This is a genomic window from Streptomyces novaecaesareae (assembly GCF_000716875.1).
In the GTDB taxonomy this organism is placed as follows: Bacteria; Actinomycetota; Actinomycetes; order Streptomycetales; family Streptomycetaceae; genus Kitasatospora; species Kitasatospora novaecaesareae.
On sequence record NZ_JNWQ01000003.1, the window covers coordinates 99,927 to 113,961 of the forward strand.

Annotated in this window: 15 protein-coding genes and 2 pseudogenes; 10 read left to right on the forward strand and 7 right to left on the reverse strand. The window is 73.4% G+C overall.

Annotated features, from left to right (window positions below; translation table 11 throughout):
- Positions 1 to 10 precede the first annotated feature (10 nt).
- Positions 11 to 148, reverse strand: coding sequence for a hypothetical protein (locus tag OP86_RS36370; protein ID WP_157849646.1), 138 nt, complete (start codon positions 146 to 148; stop codon positions 11 to 13).
- Between the two features lie 404 nt (positions 149 to 552).
- Positions 553 to 1,458: a LysR family transcriptional regulator gene (locus OP86_RS02165; RefSeq protein ID WP_030059362.1), complete on the reverse strand. Its 906-nt coding sequence runs from the start codon at positions 1,456 to 1,458 to the stop codon at positions 553 to 555.
- Between the two features lie 131 nt (positions 1,459 to 1,589).
- On the opposite strand from OP86_RS02165, the gene OP86_RS02170 reads away from it, so the two are divergent.
- The 5 genes and pseudogenes from OP86_RS02170 (at position 1,590) to OP86_RS39105 (ending at position 6,018) form a co-directional block, all read left to right on the forward strand.
- Positions 1,590 to 2,708 carry a PrpF domain-containing protein gene (locus OP86_RS02170; RefSeq protein ID WP_030059363.1) on the forward strand — a complete coding sequence of 373 codons (1,119 nt, stop codon included), beginning with the start codon at positions 1,590 to 1,592 and terminating at the stop codon, positions 2,706 to 2,708.
- Positions 2,705 to 4,081, forward strand: coding sequence for a C4-dicarboxylate transporter DctA (gene dctA, locus OP86_RS02175; RefSeq protein WP_051829564.1), 1,377 nt, complete (start codon positions 2,705 to 2,707; stop codon positions 4,079 to 4,081). Before OP86_RS02170 ends, dctA begins: the two co-directional genes overlap by 4 nt.
- Positions 4,082 to 4,359: 278 nt before the next feature.
- A pseudogene (locus tag OP86_RS39095) lies at positions 4,360 to 4,473 on the forward strand (DUF1275 family protein); the annotation flags it as partial.
- 59 nt (positions 4,474 to 4,532) lie between these two features.
- Positions 4,533 to 5,453 (forward strand): annotated as a pseudogene (locus tag OP86_RS39100) (helix-hairpin-helix domain-containing protein); the annotation flags it as partial.
- Positions 5,454 to 5,628: 175 nt separating this feature from the next.
- A complete protein-coding gene (locus OP86_RS39105) occupies positions 5,629 to 6,018 on the forward strand; it encodes an OB-fold nucleic acid binding domain-containing protein (RefSeq protein ID WP_051829565.1) in 390 nt (129 codons plus the stop codon).
- Positions 6,019 to 6,078: 60 nt separating this feature from the next.
- Here OP86_RS39105 and OP86_RS02185 read toward each other — a convergent pair whose 3' ends face one another.
- Positions 6,079 to 6,909, reverse strand: a complete 831-nt coding sequence (locus tag OP86_RS02185; RefSeq protein WP_051829566.1) for a TIGR03084 family metal-binding protein — start codon at positions 6,907 to 6,909, stop codon at positions 6,079 to 6,081.
- Positions 6,910 to 7,076: 167 nt separating this feature from the next.
- On the opposite strand from OP86_RS02185, the gene OP86_RS33260 reads away from it, so the two are divergent.
- A complete protein-coding gene (locus OP86_RS33260) occupies positions 7,077 to 7,877 on the forward strand; it encodes a helix-turn-helix transcriptional regulator (RefSeq protein WP_051829567.1) in 801 nt (266 codons plus the stop codon).
- A 19-nt stretch (positions 7,878 to 7,896) separates the two neighbouring features.
- Here OP86_RS33260 and OP86_RS02195 read toward each other — a convergent pair whose 3' ends face one another.
- From OP86_RS02195 to OP86_RS02205, 3 genes are all read right to left on the reverse strand, one after another.
- Entirely contained in the window at positions 7,897 to 9,432 is a 1,536-nt protein-coding gene (locus tag OP86_RS02195; RefSeq protein WP_030255662.1) for an AMP-binding protein, read from the reverse strand.
- A gap of 69 nt (positions 9,433 to 9,501) precedes the next feature.
- Positions 9,502 to 9,927, reverse strand: coding sequence for a MerR family transcriptional regulator (locus OP86_RS02200; RefSeq protein ID WP_078588464.1), 426 nt, complete (start codon positions 9,925 to 9,927; stop codon positions 9,502 to 9,504).
- A 36-nt stretch (positions 9,928 to 9,963) separates the two neighbouring features.
- On the reverse strand, positions 9,964 to 10,749 hold the full coding sequence (locus tag OP86_RS02205) for an SDR family NAD(P)-dependent oxidoreductase (RefSeq protein ID WP_051829568.1): 786 nt from the start codon (positions 10,747 to 10,749) through the stop codon (positions 9,964 to 9,966).
- Between the two features lie 143 nt (positions 10,750 to 10,892).
- On the opposite strand from OP86_RS02205, the gene OP86_RS02210 reads away from it, so the two are divergent.
- From OP86_RS02210 to OP86_RS02225, 4 genes are all read left to right on the forward strand, one after another.
- Complete coding sequence (locus OP86_RS02210; protein ID WP_030059374.1) at positions 10,893 to 11,351, forward strand: group II truncated hemoglobin; 459 nt, start codon at positions 10,893 to 10,895, stop codon at positions 11,349 to 11,351.
- A complete protein-coding gene (locus tag OP86_RS02215; RefSeq protein ID WP_051829569.1) occupies positions 11,348 to 11,941 on the forward strand; it encodes a GNAT family N-acetyltransferase in 594 nt (197 codons plus the stop codon). The genes OP86_RS02210 and OP86_RS02215 overlap by 4 nt, the downstream gene beginning before the upstream one ends.
- Before the next feature lie 5 nt (positions 11,942 to 11,946).
- Positions 11,947 to 12,333, forward strand: coding sequence for a VOC family protein (locus OP86_RS02220; RefSeq protein WP_030059376.1), 387 nt, complete (start codon positions 11,947 to 11,949; stop codon positions 12,331 to 12,333).
- Positions 12,334 to 12,546: 213 nt separating this feature from the next.
- A complete protein-coding gene (locus OP86_RS02225) occupies positions 12,547 to 13,194 on the forward strand; it encodes an NAD(P)-dependent oxidoreductase (protein WP_030059377.1) in 648 nt (215 codons plus the stop codon).
- 29 nt (positions 13,195 to 13,223) lie between these two features.
- On the opposite strand, the gene OP86_RS02230 is transcribed toward OP86_RS02225, so the two are convergent.
- Complete coding sequence (locus OP86_RS02230; protein WP_030059378.1) at positions 13,224 to 14,006, reverse strand: dioxygenase family protein; 783 nt, start codon at positions 14,004 to 14,006, stop codon at positions 13,224 to 13,226.
- Positions 14,007 to 14,035: the final 29 nt, after the last annotated feature.

Below are 14,035 nucleotides of genomic sequence, written 5' to 3' on the forward strand. Positions count from 1 at the left end.
GCCGGGCGGTTCACGACGCGCTGCTGGCGCGCAGCCAGGTAGCGGCAACCTGGGACGGGCTCTCGGCTGCACTGACCTGCACGGCCGGCAGGGCGAGCTGGTCCGCGGTCGGCTCCGGGGCGAGCCAGACCTCGTGCCTTCGCCTCACCTCCGCTACCGAGTTCGAGGTGGATGCCCTGGCAGGAGGAAGGGCCGGGAACCGACGTGAGAAAACGCTCCAACCATGCCTGGCTTCCGGGTAGTTGTCCTTGCCTGATGCGCGGAATCGCTCCGCCCGCGCTCCCGCGCGGCGCCTGCTCGACGGCGCTGGGCTTGGACCGCAACCGACCGACCACGCGCTCAGCCGCGCCGCGTTCTGGGGGCATGACATCGGCGGCTTCGAGGCCCTCCGACCGCGACGGTCTTCAAACTCTGGGTGCAGTTCGGGCCGCAAGCCGCTGCGCGGCAGCAATCTGACTGCTGGACACCAACCGTGCCAGCCATGGCCGATGAACGTCGCCACCTGGCGCAGCCGCCGGGCGGGTCGGCAAGGCCGATCGCGCCCGTGGGAGTTCAGAGGGTGCGGGCGGCGGCGCGGTCGCGCAGGAGTGCGGCGAAGGCTTGCGCGGCGGGCGTGAGCGAGTGGTCGGACATGCGGACCAGCAGGATGCGGCGGACCGGTGCCGGCGGTTGCAGCGGCAGGACGCTGACGCCAGGGCGGATGCCTTCCAGGGCCAGGGTCGGTGCGAGCGCGACGCCGATGCCGGCGGCGACCATGGCCTGGGCCTCCTGGTAGTCGTGGGCCTCGTAGGCGATCTGGGGCTCGAAGCCGGCGGCGCGGCAGCTGCGGTCGAGGGCCTCGGCGACCGGGTGCTGTTCGGCACGGGTGATCCAGGGATCGCCCGCGACCTCCGCGAGCGTGGCCGAGGGGCGGCCCGCGAGTGGATGACGGTCGCTGACGAGGAGGGCCGGGGGGTCGTCGAGGAGCGGGGTCACGACGGCGTCCTCGCGGTCGATGCGGCACCAGTCGTAGTCCCACATAAGGGAGAGCTCGATCTCCCGGTTCTCCAGCATCGACCACAGTCCGGCGATGCGGGCACTGCGCACCGTCAGCCGTATGTCGGGGTGCGCGTCGCGGAAGGCGATGACGGCGGACGGGAGCAGGGAGGCACCCGCCGTGGGGAAAGTGCCGACACGGAGAGTGCCCGCGCGCAGTCCCGCGAAGTCGGCGAGTTCGTTGTCCGCAGCCCTCAGCTCACGTTCGATCCGCTCCCCGCGCTCAGCCAGGACGCGCCCGGCATCGGTGAGGGTCACGCCCCGCGCATGGCGCTCCAGAAGGGGCTGGCCGGCCTCCGCCTCCAGGCGGCTGATCTGCTGCGACACCGCTGAAGGGGTGTAGCTGAGGGCGCGCGCGGTCGCGGTCACCGAGCCGCGACGGGCGACCTCCGCGAAGAGCAGGATGCGCCGGACATCCAGCATGACGCCACCTCCAGCGTTAATCGTAGCTAAATGCCCATGCAGATTTCCGAGATTGTACTTCACGCTGCCGTAACCCACTGTGGAACGCACCCCGCACGGAGAAGCCGTCGGGATTCCACGAGGAGTCGGTTGTGTTGCGTCTGCAGGGCGAGATGATCCGTGGGGGGACCAGCAAGTGCTGGATCTTCGACCACCACGACGTGGTGGCGACCGGGATGGACCTGGACACGCTGCTGCTCGCCGCCTTCAACGCGGCCGACCCCCGTCAGATCGACGGAGTCGGTGGCGCTTCCTCCACCACGTCCAAGGCCGCGGTCGTCCGGACGTCGTCCGAGCCCGGCGCCGACATCGAGTACGTCTTCGCCCAGGTCGGCATCGGCGACGAGCGTGTCGAGTGGGCCAGCAACTGCGGCAACTGCGCCACCGCCGTGGCGCTCTACGCCGTCCACCACGGCCTGGTCCCGATCACCTCGGAGACCACCACCGTCCGCATGATCAACACCAACACCGGGGCCCGGCTCACCGGCACGATCCCCACCCCCGGCCTCGCCGCGCCGGACCAGGGCACTGCCGCCGTTCCCGGCACCTCCGCGCTCGGCGTGCCCGTGCTGCTCGGGTTCCAGGACCCGGCAGGCTCGACCACCGGCCGCGCGCTGCCCACCGGCCGCGCCCTCGACACCCTGACCGGACCGCACGGTCCCATCGAGGCGTCCCTCGTCGACGCCGGCGCTCCCGCCGCGCTCTTCGACGCCAAGGTGTTCGGCCTCGATGCTGCCGTGTCCCTCGCCGACTTCGGCGCCGTGCTTCCCGCGCTCACCGTCCTGCGCCGCCAGGCAGCCATCGCGATGGGCCTCGCCGGCGAGGACGACCCGGTCAGCCATGCGGTGCCGAAGGTCGGCATCGTCGCCGGCCCGGCCCCGTACCGCAGCACCCAAGGCACCCTGGTCGGTCAGGACGAGTACGACCTGGCCGTCCGGATGGTCTCCATGCACGCCCCGCACCCGGCGATCGGCCTCACCTCCGCCGTCGCCCTGGCCACCGCCGCCGCCATCCCCGGCACGCTGGCCCACCGCTTCACCCGGCAGACCGCCGACGGCACCCTGCGCCTGGGCACCCCCGCAGGCGTGATCACCACCCGAACCGTCCCCACCCCGGACGGCGCGTCCCCCACCGTGCTCCTACACCGCGCCGCCCGGCGTATCGCTCGGGCCGAACTCCTCGTCCCTGTCCTGGAAGGCCGTCCCAGATGAGCCGCAACGCCGCAGCCCCGGGAACCGTCACCACCCGATCCAGAACCCGCCGGCTGCTCTCCCCGCTCTATGTCCAGTGCCTGATCGGCGTCATCGTCGGCGCCCTCGTCGGCTGGCTCTGGCCGTCCTTCGGAGCCGGCCTGAAACCGCTCGGCGACGGCTTCATCGCCTTGGTGAAGATGATGATCGCGCCGGTCATCTTCTGTACGGTCGTCCACGGCATCGCCTCCATGGACAGCATGCGCACGGTCGGCCGGGTCGGCCTGAAGGCACTGGTCTACTTCGAGGTCCTGACCACCCTCGCCCTGCTGGTCGGCCTGATCGTCGTCAACGTCGTCCACCCCGGCAGCGGCCTGCACGTCGACCCCGCGACGTTCTCCACGCACAAACTGCCCCAGGCCGCGACCCAGAGCCACGCAGGCTTCGTGCAGTTCCTGCTCGCCATCATCCCCAGCACCTTGGTGAGCGCCCTCACCGGCAACGAGATCCTGCCGGTACTGCTCATCTCCATCCTCTTCGGCTTCGGCCTGCAGGCCAGCGGCGAAGCCGGCGCGCCCATCTCCCGCGGCATCGAGAACCTCTCCAAGGTGATCTTCGCGATCATCAACTGGATCATGCGGCTGGCCCCCGCGGGCGCCCTCGGCTCCATGGCCTTCACCATCGGCAAGTACGGCCTGGGCACCATGCGCCCCCTCGCGCTCCTGATCGGCTCGTTCTGGCTGACCGCGCTCTTCTTCGTGCTGATCGTCCTCGGCTCGGTCATGCGCCTCAACGGCCTGCGGCTGCTGCCGTTTCTCCGCTACATCAAGGAGGAACTGCTGATCGTCCTGGGCACCGCGTCCACCGAGCCCGTCCTGCCGCGCATGATGGGCAAGATGCAGCACGCGGGCGCCTCGAAGCCGGTCGTCGGCATCACACTGCCCGCCGGGTACGCCTTCAACCTCGACGGGACCGCGATCTACCTGACCATGGGGTCGGTCTTCCTCGCCCAGGCCGTCGGAGTGCACCTCAGCCTCGGGCAGCAGCTGACCATGCTGGCCGTCATGCTGCTCACCTCCAAGGGCTCCGCCGGTGTGACCGGCTCCGGCTTCATCGCCCTGGCCGCCACCATGAGCGCCGTCCCGCACGTTCCGGTGGCCGCCCTTGCGCTGATCTTCGGAATCGACCGGTTCATGTCCACGGCCCGAGCCCTGACCAGCCTGGTCGGCAACGGCGTCGCCACCCTGGCCGTGGCCCGCTGGGAGGGCCAGCTCGACCAGGACCGCGCCCGGGCCGTGCTGCGAGGCGAGCTCCCGTTCAGCCCCGCCCCCATGCCGGACACCCACGAATCCACCCCGAAGACCACGAGCGGCCCCGTCCCCGTCGTCGCCTGAACCAGCCCGCATTCTGAAGGCCACCCGGTCGGCCCGGAGCACTGCTTCGGGCCGACCGTCTTCGACCGCCCGACGGATCAGGGCGCACATCCGGCTTCCGTGTCCGGAAGGCGAGCCCGACAGCACGCGGCCGGGCGCCCCGATCGGAGGAACGAGACTTGCCGGAACCGACGTCCCCACAGCGGAAGCCGGCACCGGACCGCCGGGTGCAGAACCCCGCTCCGCAGGCGCCTCTCCCCACATCGCACTCCGTGCGGCTGGGCGTACTGCTCGCCGTGGTGGGTGGGGCGCTCGACGCTTTCACGTTCGTCGGCCACGGCGGGGTCTTCGCCAACGCGCAGACCGGGAACATCGTCCTGCTGGGCATCGCGGCTGCGCGGGGGCAGTGGGCACAGGCCCTGCACCACCTCCCGGCGATCCTGGCGTTCATCATGGGCGTGGTCGTCGCGGCATGCTCGCCGCCCTGCACGACGCCTGCGACCTGGTCGCCGAGCACCACGGACTGCGCTACGACCTGGCCACCATCCCGGACGACGACAAGGGCGTGTACGCGATGCTGCGCCGGGCCGACACCGTCGGCGTGTTCCAGGTCGAGTCCCGGGCCCAGATGGCGACCCTGCCCCGGCTCAAGCCGGACCACTTCTACGACCTGGTGGTCGAGGTCGCGCTGATCCGCCCCGGCCCGATCCAGGGCGGTTCCGTCCACCCGTACCTGCGCCGCCGGGCCGGCGCCGAACCGGCCGACTGCCCGCACCCGTTGATGGAGAACGCGCTCGGCAAGACCCTCGGGGTGCCGCTGTTCCAGGAGCAGATGATGCAACTCGCCATCGACTGCGCCGGGTTCAGCCCCGCCGAGGCCGACCGGCTGCGCCAGGCGATGGGCGCCAAGCGCTCGCACGAGCGGGTCGCCCGGCTGCGCGAGCGGCTGCTGAGCGGGATGGCCGAGCGCGGAATCCCGCCCGAGGTCGCCGAGGACGTCTACGGCAAGATCGAGGCCTTCTCCGACTACGGCTTCCCGGAGAGCCACGCGATCAGCTTCGCCTACCTGGTGTACGCCAGCGCCTGGCTCAAGCACCACTTCCCGGCGGCCTTCACCTGCGCCCTGCTGGCCAACCAGCCGATGGGCTTCTACTCGCCGCTCAGCCTGGTCGCGGACGTCCGGCGGCACGGCGTGCGGGTGCGCGGGGTGGACGTCAACGTCAGCGGGGCGCGCCCCACCCTGGAGCCGTACCGGGGGCCGACCCCGGCCCCGCCGCTGACCGCCGGGCGCCCGCAGCCGGCGATCCGGCTCGGCCTGGAGACCGTCCGCGGCATCGGCACCCCGCAGGCCGAGGCGATCGTGGCCGGGCAGCCGTACGCCGACCTGGAGGACTTCGCCCCCCGGCCTGCCCGCGCCCGTCCTGGAGGCGCTGGCCACCGCGGGCGCCTTCGACTGTTTCGGACTGACGCGACGTCAAGCGCTGTGGTCGGCAGCGGCGTTCGCGGAGATCTCGGCCGAACTGATCCCCGGCACCACGCCCGGCACCGAGGCGCCGGACCTGCCCGACATGAGCCCGGTCGAGGAGACCATCGCCGACCTCTGGGCCACCGGCACCTCCGCCACCAGTCACCCGCTCCAGCACCTGCGCTCCCACCTGGAGCGCGGCGGCGCCCTGTCGGCCGCCCAACTCCCGGACGTGGCACCGGGAACGGCGGTGGTGGTCGGCGGCCTGGTCACCCACCGGCAGCGGCCGCCGACGGCCGGCGGGGTGCTCTTCCTCAGCCTGGAGGACGAGACCGGCCTGATCAACGTGATCTGCAACCGCCCGGTCTGGGAGTCCCAGCGCCGCACCGCCCTGGATCGGGCCGGGCTGCTGGTCCACGGCCACATCGAGCGCGACCGGGGCGCCACCAACCTGATCGCCACCCGGCTCACCCCGCTCCGGATCGGCCTCTGAGGCCCACCCTTCCGCGTGGCCGGATATGTGGCCGGATGTGACGACAAGTCAACTATGCTGCTACGGGCGAGGATCGCGACCATTGCCCGGGGCCCCGGCGAAGGCCTGGGCGATCGGGAGCCAGGCGGTGGCGACCGGGCCGGTGGCGGTGAGGGCGAGGTCGTCCCGGTGCCGGCGCTGGGTCACCAGCAGGCAGAAGTCCAGGGCCGGGCCGGTCACCACGTCCTGTGCGTCGGCCGGGCCGAAGGCCCACGCCCCGCCGTCGGGGGCGGTCAGTTCGAGCCGGACGGGGCGTTCCGGCGCGGGCAGGCCGTGCACGGTGAAGGCGAAGCCCAGGGTACGCAGCCCCAGGTGGGCGATGTGCCGCAGCCGGGCGGTGGGTTCGCGGGTGACGCCGAGCGCGTCCGCGACGTCCTGGCCGTGCGCCCAGGTCTCCATCAGCCGGGCGGTGGCCATCGAGGCGGGCTTCATCGGCGGGCCGAACCAGGGCAGCCGTACGTCGGCCGGTACGGCGGGGAGTGCCGCCCGCACCTCCTCCCGCCCGGCCCGCCAGCGGGCGAGCAGGGCCGTCGGCTCGGCGGCCGCACCCTCGCGGGCGCCCTCCTCGACCGGGTCGGCGCCGGCCGCGAGCAGCGCGCCGAAGCGGTCGCCGAGCGCCGCGGTGAAGCCCTCCGGGTCGCGTGCGGCCAGCGCCGTCCAGTCGTCGGTCCAGGCCAGGTGGGTGATCTGGTGGGCGATCGTCCAGCCCTCGGCGGGCGTCGACCGGGACCAGCCCTCGGCGGGCAGCCCGACGACCAGCCCGTCCAGGACCTCGCTCTCGGCCCGCAGGTCCGCCAGCAGCCCGCCCAGGACGTCCGTCGGAGTGCTCCGGTCGCTCCGGTCCGTGGTCATCGTCTTCCCCTCTTCCCGGCCTTCTCGGCCGCCCCGCGCTACCCGCACTACCCGTCGGTAATCCCGGCCCGCACCCTATGCCGGGCCTGGCCGGCCCGCCCGCGATTCCACGAAAGACCCATGTCAGGACTCTCGCCACCGGCCCCGCCGCGTGTGACAATCGCGCGATGAAAAGCGCGGACACCCCTCAAGCTGCGCAATCCGAAGCCGCCGAGACCGCCGAAGCCGCCGGAGTCGCCGAGGCTGCCGAGGCCGCCGGAGTCGCCGCGCGTGCCGCCGCGCTGGTGCGGGACGCCGTGCTCGGCGACCTCGCCCGGCGGGTGGTGGCGGAGTGCGGCGTGGACGTCGGGCTGGTCGGGGTGCCGGAGACGCTGCCCGGGAGCCGCGCCGGGAGCGAGGGCATGGTGCTGCGCCACTGGGCCGGTACCCGCGCGGACCTGCTGCACGACGTGCCCGTCCCGGCCGGGCTCGGCCTCGGCGGCCGCGCGCTCGCCGAACGCGCGCCCACCTGGGTGCCCGACTACCGTGCGGCGACGACCATTTCGCACCATTACGACGCGGCCGTGGCCGCCGAGGACCTGTACGCGATGCTCACCGTCCCCCTGCTGGACGGCGCCACCGTGCACGGCGTGGTGTACGCCTCGGTGCGCGCCGTCGTGCCGTACGGGGACGTCCGGATCGCCGCCGTGAGCAGGCTGGCCCAGGCCGCTTCCCGGGCGCTCGCGGAGGCCGCCGCCTGGGGCCGCGAGAAGCCCGCCCCGGCCGCCCCCGTACGGCCGTTGACCCCGCGCGAGCACGAGGTGCTGCGCTGGGCGGCGACCGGCCGGACCAACCCGGAGATCGCCGCCCGACTGGGCCTGACCCGCAACACCGTGACGGGCTACCTCAAGTCCGCGATGCACAAGCTCGGTGTCCGCAACCGGACCGAACTCGCCCTCGCGGCACGGGAGTCGGGCCTGGTCGGCTGAGCCGAGGCCGGTCGGCCGCTCAGTTGACCTGCCGCTCCCGCCCGGTCCAGTACGGCTCGCGCAGCCGGAACTTCTGCAGCTTCCCGGTGGCGGTGCGCGGCAGCGCCTCCCGGAACTCCACCGTGGTGGGCGACTTGTAGCCGGCCAGCCGCTGCTTGCAGTGCGCGATCAACTCGGCCTCGGTGACGGCCCCGTTGCCCTCCCGGAGCACCACCAGCGCCTTCACCGTCTCGCCCCACTTCTCGTGCGGCACCCCGATCACCGCCGCCTCGGCGACCGCCGGGTGGCTGTACAGGCAGTCCTCCACCTCGATCGAGGAGACGTTCTCCCCGCCGCTGATGATGACGTCCTTCTTCCGGTCCGAGATGGTGAGTTGGCCGTCCGTGAGGGTGCCGCCGTCGCCGGTGTGGAACCACTCGTCCCGCAGTGCCTCGGCGGTCGCCTCCGGCTGCTGCCAGTAGCCGTCCAGCACGGTGTTGGAGCGCACCAGCACCTCGCCCTGGGCGTCGACCCGCAGCTGGGTGCCGAGCGCGGGGGCACCGGCCTGCACCAGCTTCTCGGCCCGCTCGGCGGCCGGCAGCGCGTCCCACTCGGCGCGCGAGCGGTTGACGGTGACGATCGGGGAGGTCTCGGTCAGGCCGTAGAGCTGCATGAACTCCCAGCCCAGCTGCTCCTCGACCTGCTGCACGACCGAGGTCGGCGGCGGCGCACCGGCCACGATCATCCGCACCCGGTCCCGGCCAGGCACCGGGCCGTCCCAGTCGGCCGCCGCGTCCAGGACCATCTGGACGACGGCGGGCGCACCGGACAGGAAGGTCACCCCGTGCCGTTCGACCCGGCGCAGGATCTCCGCGCCGTCCACCTTGCGCAGCACGATGTGCCGGGCGCCGAGCCCGGTGAGGGAGAACGGCAGGCCCCAGCCGTTGGCGTGGAACATCGGCAGGGTGTGCAGGTAGACGTCCCGGTCGCTCGCGCCGTAGTGCAGGCCCATCAGCGTCGCGTTCAGCCAGACGTTGCGGTGGGTGAGCTGAACGCCCTTGGGGCGGGCGGTGGTTCCGCTGGTGTAGTTGATGGTCGCGGTGTCGTTCTCGGAGATCGCGTACCGGCGGGGGGCGTTGTCGAAGTCGTACAGCACGGCGTCGCTGTCCGCGCCGAGCAGGAACTTGTGCTTGGCCACCACCCCGCCCAGTGCGTCGGCGAGTTCGGGGTCGACCAGCAGGACGGAGGCGCCGCTCTGCTCGACGATGTACGCCACCTCCTCGGCCTTGAGCCGGAAGTTCACCGGCACCAGCACCCGGCCGTACCCGCTCACCCCGTAGAAGGAGGTGAGCAGCCGCGCCGAGTTGTGCGAGACGATGGCGACGCGCTCACCGGGCCCGACGCCGAGCCGGTCCAGCCCGGCCGCCTGGGCGCGGGCGAGTTCGGCGACTCGGCGGTAGCTCAGCTCGCCCCAGGATTCGGCGGGTTGCGCCGGTTCGTCGACGATGCCGACCCGGTCGCCGTAGACCAGCTCGGCCCGGTCGAGGAAGTCCATCACGGAGAGTGGAATCTGCATGCGCCCACTGTCCTCTTCCGGCCGCCCCCTGCACACCCCCGATCGGGGGTGTCGCTCTCCTACGGGGTCTCACCGTTCCGCCGGGCACCCTTCCGCCGGGCACCCTTCCGCCGCCGCGACGCCCGCCGCCGCGACGCCCGCCGCCGCTTCGCCCGCCGCCGCGAGGGCGGCCACCAGCCGGTCCCGCGTCTCCGTCTGGTCGGCGATCCGCCGCTCCACCACCGCCAGCCGCTCCCGGGCGATCGCCAGCACCCGCTCGGACGGCCGGCCCGCGAGCACGTCCCCGTCCAGGCACCCCAGCAGCGGCCGGATGTCCGCCAGGGTGAGCCCGGCGGCCACCAGCGCACGGATGTTGCGCACCCGGACGACCGCCGACTCCCGGTATTCGCGGTAGCCGTTCGGCTCGCGCTCGGAGCCGATCAGCCCGGCCTGCTCGTAGTGCCGCAGTGCCCGGACGGTCGCGCCCGTCGCCCGCGCCAGCTCGCCGATCCGCACCCGTACGCCCCCTGCCCGACCCGCCTGACCCGTGCGTCAGCCCACCAGCGCGCCCCCGTCGACGGACAACACTACGCCGGTCACGAACGAGGCCTGCGGGGAGGCGAGTTGCGTGATCGCCCAGGCCACCTCCTCCGGGCGGCCGATCCGGCCCAGCGGGGTGTGCTCGATCTGCCACTTCCGGACGGCCGCCCGCTGCTCGGGCCCGTACCCGGAGTGGTCGGCGATCGGGGTGTCGATCGCCCCGGGCGCCACCGCCGCCACCCGGATCCCGCGCGGGGCCAGTTCCACCGCCCAGCTGCGGGTGGCCGTCTCCAGCGCGGCCTTGCTCGCCGCGTACACCGCGTTGGAGGGCCAGCCGCGCTGCCCGACGGCGGTGCTGACGTTGACGATCACGCCCCGGCTGTCGCTCAGCGCCGGCAGCGCGGCCTGCCCCAGCAGCACCGGGGCGACCAGGTTGGTGGCCAGCAGCGCCTCGATCCCCGCCCGGTCGTAGCCGCCGATCCCCTGGCCGCTCCGGACGATCCCGGCGTTGTTGACCAGCACGTCCAGCCGCCCGAACCGCTCCAGCGCGGCCCCGACGATCACCTCCGGCGCCTCCGGCCCGGTCACGTCCGCGGCCAGCGGCACGATCCGGCCCGGGTGGGCGGCCGCCGTCTCGGCCAGCGGGTCCGGCCGCCGCCCGACCGCCAGCACCCGCGCCCCCTCGGCCGCGAAGGCCCGCGCGGTCTCCCGCCCGATCCCCGTCCCGGCCCCGGTGACCACCACGACCCGGTCCTTCGCCACACTCACGCTCTCGTCGCCCGTCAGGAATTCGTCCATGCGCACCACCCTCCGACCCTGCCGCCGGCGTCAGGGTCAAGCGGGCACCTCCGAGCCGTGAGGGACGCCCGCGCCCGCACGCGGGCCGTCCGCCTGCTAGGAAGGTCCCGACGCACAGTCACACACCCACGGGGAGCACACTCATGAGCGACCAACGGCCCGAGACCCTCTACCAGGCGGTCGGCGGCATCGACGCCCTGCGCCGGCTCAGCCACACCTTCTACCGGGGCGTCCTCGCGGACCCGCTGCTCGCCCCCGTCTTCGCCGACTTCACCCCCACCCACATCGAGCACGTCGCGGTCTGGCTGGCCGAGGTCTTCGGCGGTCCGACCGCCTTCACCGACGAACTCGGCGGCCACCAGGCCCTGCTCAGCGCCCACCTGGGCCTGGCCATCACCGAGGAGCAGCGGCTGCGCTGGATGGAGCTGATGGCCGGGGCCGCCCGCAGCGAGCTGCCCGAGGACGAGCCGCTGCGCAGCCGGGTGCTGGAGTACTTCGACTGGGGCACGAAGATCGCCGAGGACGTCTCCGCCTCCCCGGCCGGCACCGACCTGGGCGAGCCCGGCCCGACCCCGCGCTGGGGCTGGGAGGGCCTGAAATGACCCTCGCCGCACTCCCGACGGCCGATGGCGGCCTGCTGCTGCGCCCCTTCGAGGAGGCCGACGGGCCGGCCCTGATCGAGATCTACCGGGACGAGACGCTGCGCCGCTTCACCCGCATCCCGGTGCAGGACGCCGAGCAGGCCGCGAGCTGGCTCGGGCTGCAGCACGAGGGTTGGGCGGCGGGCACCCGCTACAGCTTCGCCGTCCTGGACGCCGGCGAGCTGGTCGGCAACGTCGTGCTCAAGCGCGGCGTCCGGGGTGGGGTAGCGGGCAGGGAAGCGGGTGGGGAATCGGGCGGGGAGGCGGCCGAGGTGGGGTACTGGACGGCCGGCCCGGCCCGCGGCCGCGGGGTGGCCCCGCGCGCGGTGGAGGCCCTCACCGCCTGGGCCTTCGCCACCTTCGCCGAGGACGGCCTGCGCCGGATCGACCTGCTGCACCAGGTGGACAACCCGGCGTCCTGCCGGGTCGCGGAGAAGAGCGGCTACGTCTTCCAGGAGGTGCTGGCCGCTCTCCCGCCGGAGTTCCCGCTGGACGGCCACCGGCACTCCAGGAAAAGGCTGGACGGATCCGAACGACGCAGGTCAGAGTAGGCCGCATGGCTTCTCTGGTACGACATGTGACGATCGATTGCGCCGACCCGCACGCCCTGGCCTCGTTCTGGGCCCAGGTGTTGGAAGGCACGCTGGGTGAGGACGACAACCCGGGGGACGAGGAGGCGCTGGTGGAGTCCGCCGGGGCCGCGCTGCTGTTCATCCGGGTGCCCGAGGGCAAGTCGGTGAAGAACCGGGTCCACCTCGACGTGCAGCCGCAGGACCGCAACCGGGACGAGGAGGTGGAGCGCCTGCTCGCCCTGGGCGCCACCGTGGTGGGGGACCACCGCGTCCCGGGCGGCAAGGGTTGGGTCACCCTGGCGGACCCGGAGGGCAACGAGTTCTGCGTCGAGCGCAGCCATGCCGAGCGCGTCGCCACCGGCGACGCCTGAGCGAGTGCCCCGGTCCGTCCGCCCACCCGCGGCTGCCCGTCCGCCCGTGGCCGCCCGCTCACCCGTGGCCGCCCGCCTGTCCGAGGAGGACGAGCGGGCGGCCGTCCGGTTCACGCGAGAGGCCGACGCCCCGGGCCGACACGGCGGAACCATCCGATAATCGACCCTGTCTGACGCCATCCCCCCGCACCCGAGCAATCAGGCAGGTACCCCATGGTCAGCATCGCCGTGATCGGCGCCAACGGCACCATCGGCAGCGCCGTCGTCGCGGAGGCGGCCGCGCGCGGGCACGAGGTCGTCGCCGTGGTCCGCGACCCGGACCGCTACCGGGGCGGGGCGGCCCTCGTCGAGCGCGCGGACGTGCTGGATCCTGCGGGCGTCGCCCGGGTCGCGGCCGGCCGGGACGTCCTGGTGAGCGCCGTCGGCGGCGGTGACGGCCCGGGCCACCTGGCGCTGATCGAGCCCGCCGCCCGCTCCCTGGTCGAGGGCCTGCGCGGGCTCGGCGGCGCCGCGCCCCGGCTGATCGCGGTCGGCGGGGCGGGCAGCCTGGAGACCGCGCCGGGCGTGCGGGTCTGGGACACCCCGGGGCTGCCGGAGCCGGTCCTGCAGATCATGCACGCGCACGGCGCGGCGCTGGACTACTACCGGATGGTCTCCGACATCCGTTGGACGGTGCTCAGCCCGCCCGCCGAGATCGGCCCGGGGGAGCGGACCGGCCACTACCGCACCGGCCTGGAGCAGCTGCTCACCGACGCCGAGGGGCGCAGCCGGATCTCGGTGCCGGACTACGCGGTCGCCCTGGTGGACGAGGTCGAGCAGCCCGAGCACATCGGCGAGCGCTTCACCTGCTGCTCGCTGTAGCCCGACCGGTCGCTGTAGCCCGTCCGGGCTCAGCCCAGCTGCACGGAGCGCTTGGCCAGCCCCATCCAGAACCCGTCGATGACGCTGCGCTGGCTGTCCAGGTCGGCCTCGCCGGCGCCGAGGGTGACGAACAGCGGGGCGAAGTGCTCGGTGCGCGGGTGGGCGAGGCGCCCGGCGGGGGCCTTGTGCTCGAAGTCGAGCAGCGCGTCCAGGTCGTGGGCCTCCAGCGCGCGCCGGCCCCAGTCGTCGAACTCGGCCATCACCGAGGTGATCCGGCCGTCGCTGCTGAGCGCCCGCAGGTTGTGGGTGAAGAAGCCGCTGCCGACGATCAGCACGCCCTCGTCGCGCAGCGGGGCGAGCTTGCGGCCGATCTCCAGCAGCCGCTGCGGGTCGAGGGTGGGCAGGGACACCTGCAGCACCGGGATGTCGGCCTCCGGGTACATCTCCACCAGCGGGACGTAGGCGCCGTGGTCGAGTCCGCGGTCGGGGATGTCCTGGACGGGCGTGCCGGGGGCGCGCAGCAGTTTGCGCACGCGCTCGGCGAGCTCCGGCGCGCCGGGGGCGGCGTACTGGACCCGGTAGTAGTGCTCGGGGAAGCCCCAGAAGTCGTAGACCAGCGGCACGGTGGTGACGGCGCCGAGGGCGAGCGGGGCCTCCTCCCAGTGGGCGGAGACCATCAGGACGGCCTTGGGCCGGGGCAGGTCGGCGGACCAGGCGGCCAGTTCGCCCGGCCAGATCGGGTCGTCGGCGAGCGGCGGAGCGCCGTGCGACAGGTACAGGGCTGGCATGCGCGCGGGGGCCGCGGCGCTCATGGCGTCCTCCTCGGTTTGTCGGTTTCCAT

Coding starts and splice junctions, on each gene's coding strand:
- OP86_RS02165 (WP_030059362.1), bottom strand. CDS start 1,458: ATGCTGGATGTCCGGCGCATCCTGCTCTTCGCGGAGGTCGCCCGTCGC.
- dctA (WP_051829564.1), top strand. CDS start 2,705: ATGAGCCGCAACGCCGCAGCCCCGGGAACCGTCACCACCCGATCCAGA.
- OP86_RS39105 (WP_051829565.1), top strand. CDS start 5,629: ATGAGCCCGGTCGAGGAGACCATCGCCGACCTCTGGGCCACCGGCACC.
- OP86_RS02185 (WP_051829566.1), bottom strand. CDS start 6,909: ATGACCACGGACCGGAGCGACCGGAGCACTCCGACGGACGTCCTGGGC.
- OP86_RS33260 (WP_051829567.1), top strand. CDS start 7,077: ATGAAAAGCGCGGACACCCCTCAAGCTGCGCAATCCGAAGCCGCCGAG.
- OP86_RS02195 (WP_030255662.1), bottom strand. CDS start 9,432: ATGCAGATTCCACTCTCCGTGATGGACTTCCTCGACCGGGCCGAGCTG.
- OP86_RS02205 (WP_051829568.1), bottom strand. CDS start 10,749: ATGGACGAATTCCTGACGGGCGACGAGAGCGTGAGTGTGGCGAAGGAC.
- OP86_RS02210 (WP_030059374.1), top strand. CDS start 10,893: ATGAGCGACCAACGGCCCGAGACCCTCTACCAGGCGGTCGGCGGCATC.
- OP86_RS02215 (WP_051829569.1), top strand. CDS start 11,348: ATGACCCTCGCCGCACTCCCGACGGCCGATGGCGGCCTGCTGCTGCGC.
- OP86_RS02220 (WP_030059376.1), top strand. CDS start 11,947: ATGGCTTCTCTGGTACGACATGTGACGATCGATTGCGCCGACCCGCAC.
- OP86_RS02225 (WP_030059377.1), top strand. CDS start 12,547: ATGGTCAGCATCGCCGTGATCGGCGCCAACGGCACCATCGGCAGCGCC.
- OP86_RS02230 (WP_030059378.1), bottom strand. CDS start 14,006: ATGAGCGCCGCGGCCCCCGCGCGCATGCCAGCCCTGTACCTGTCGCAC.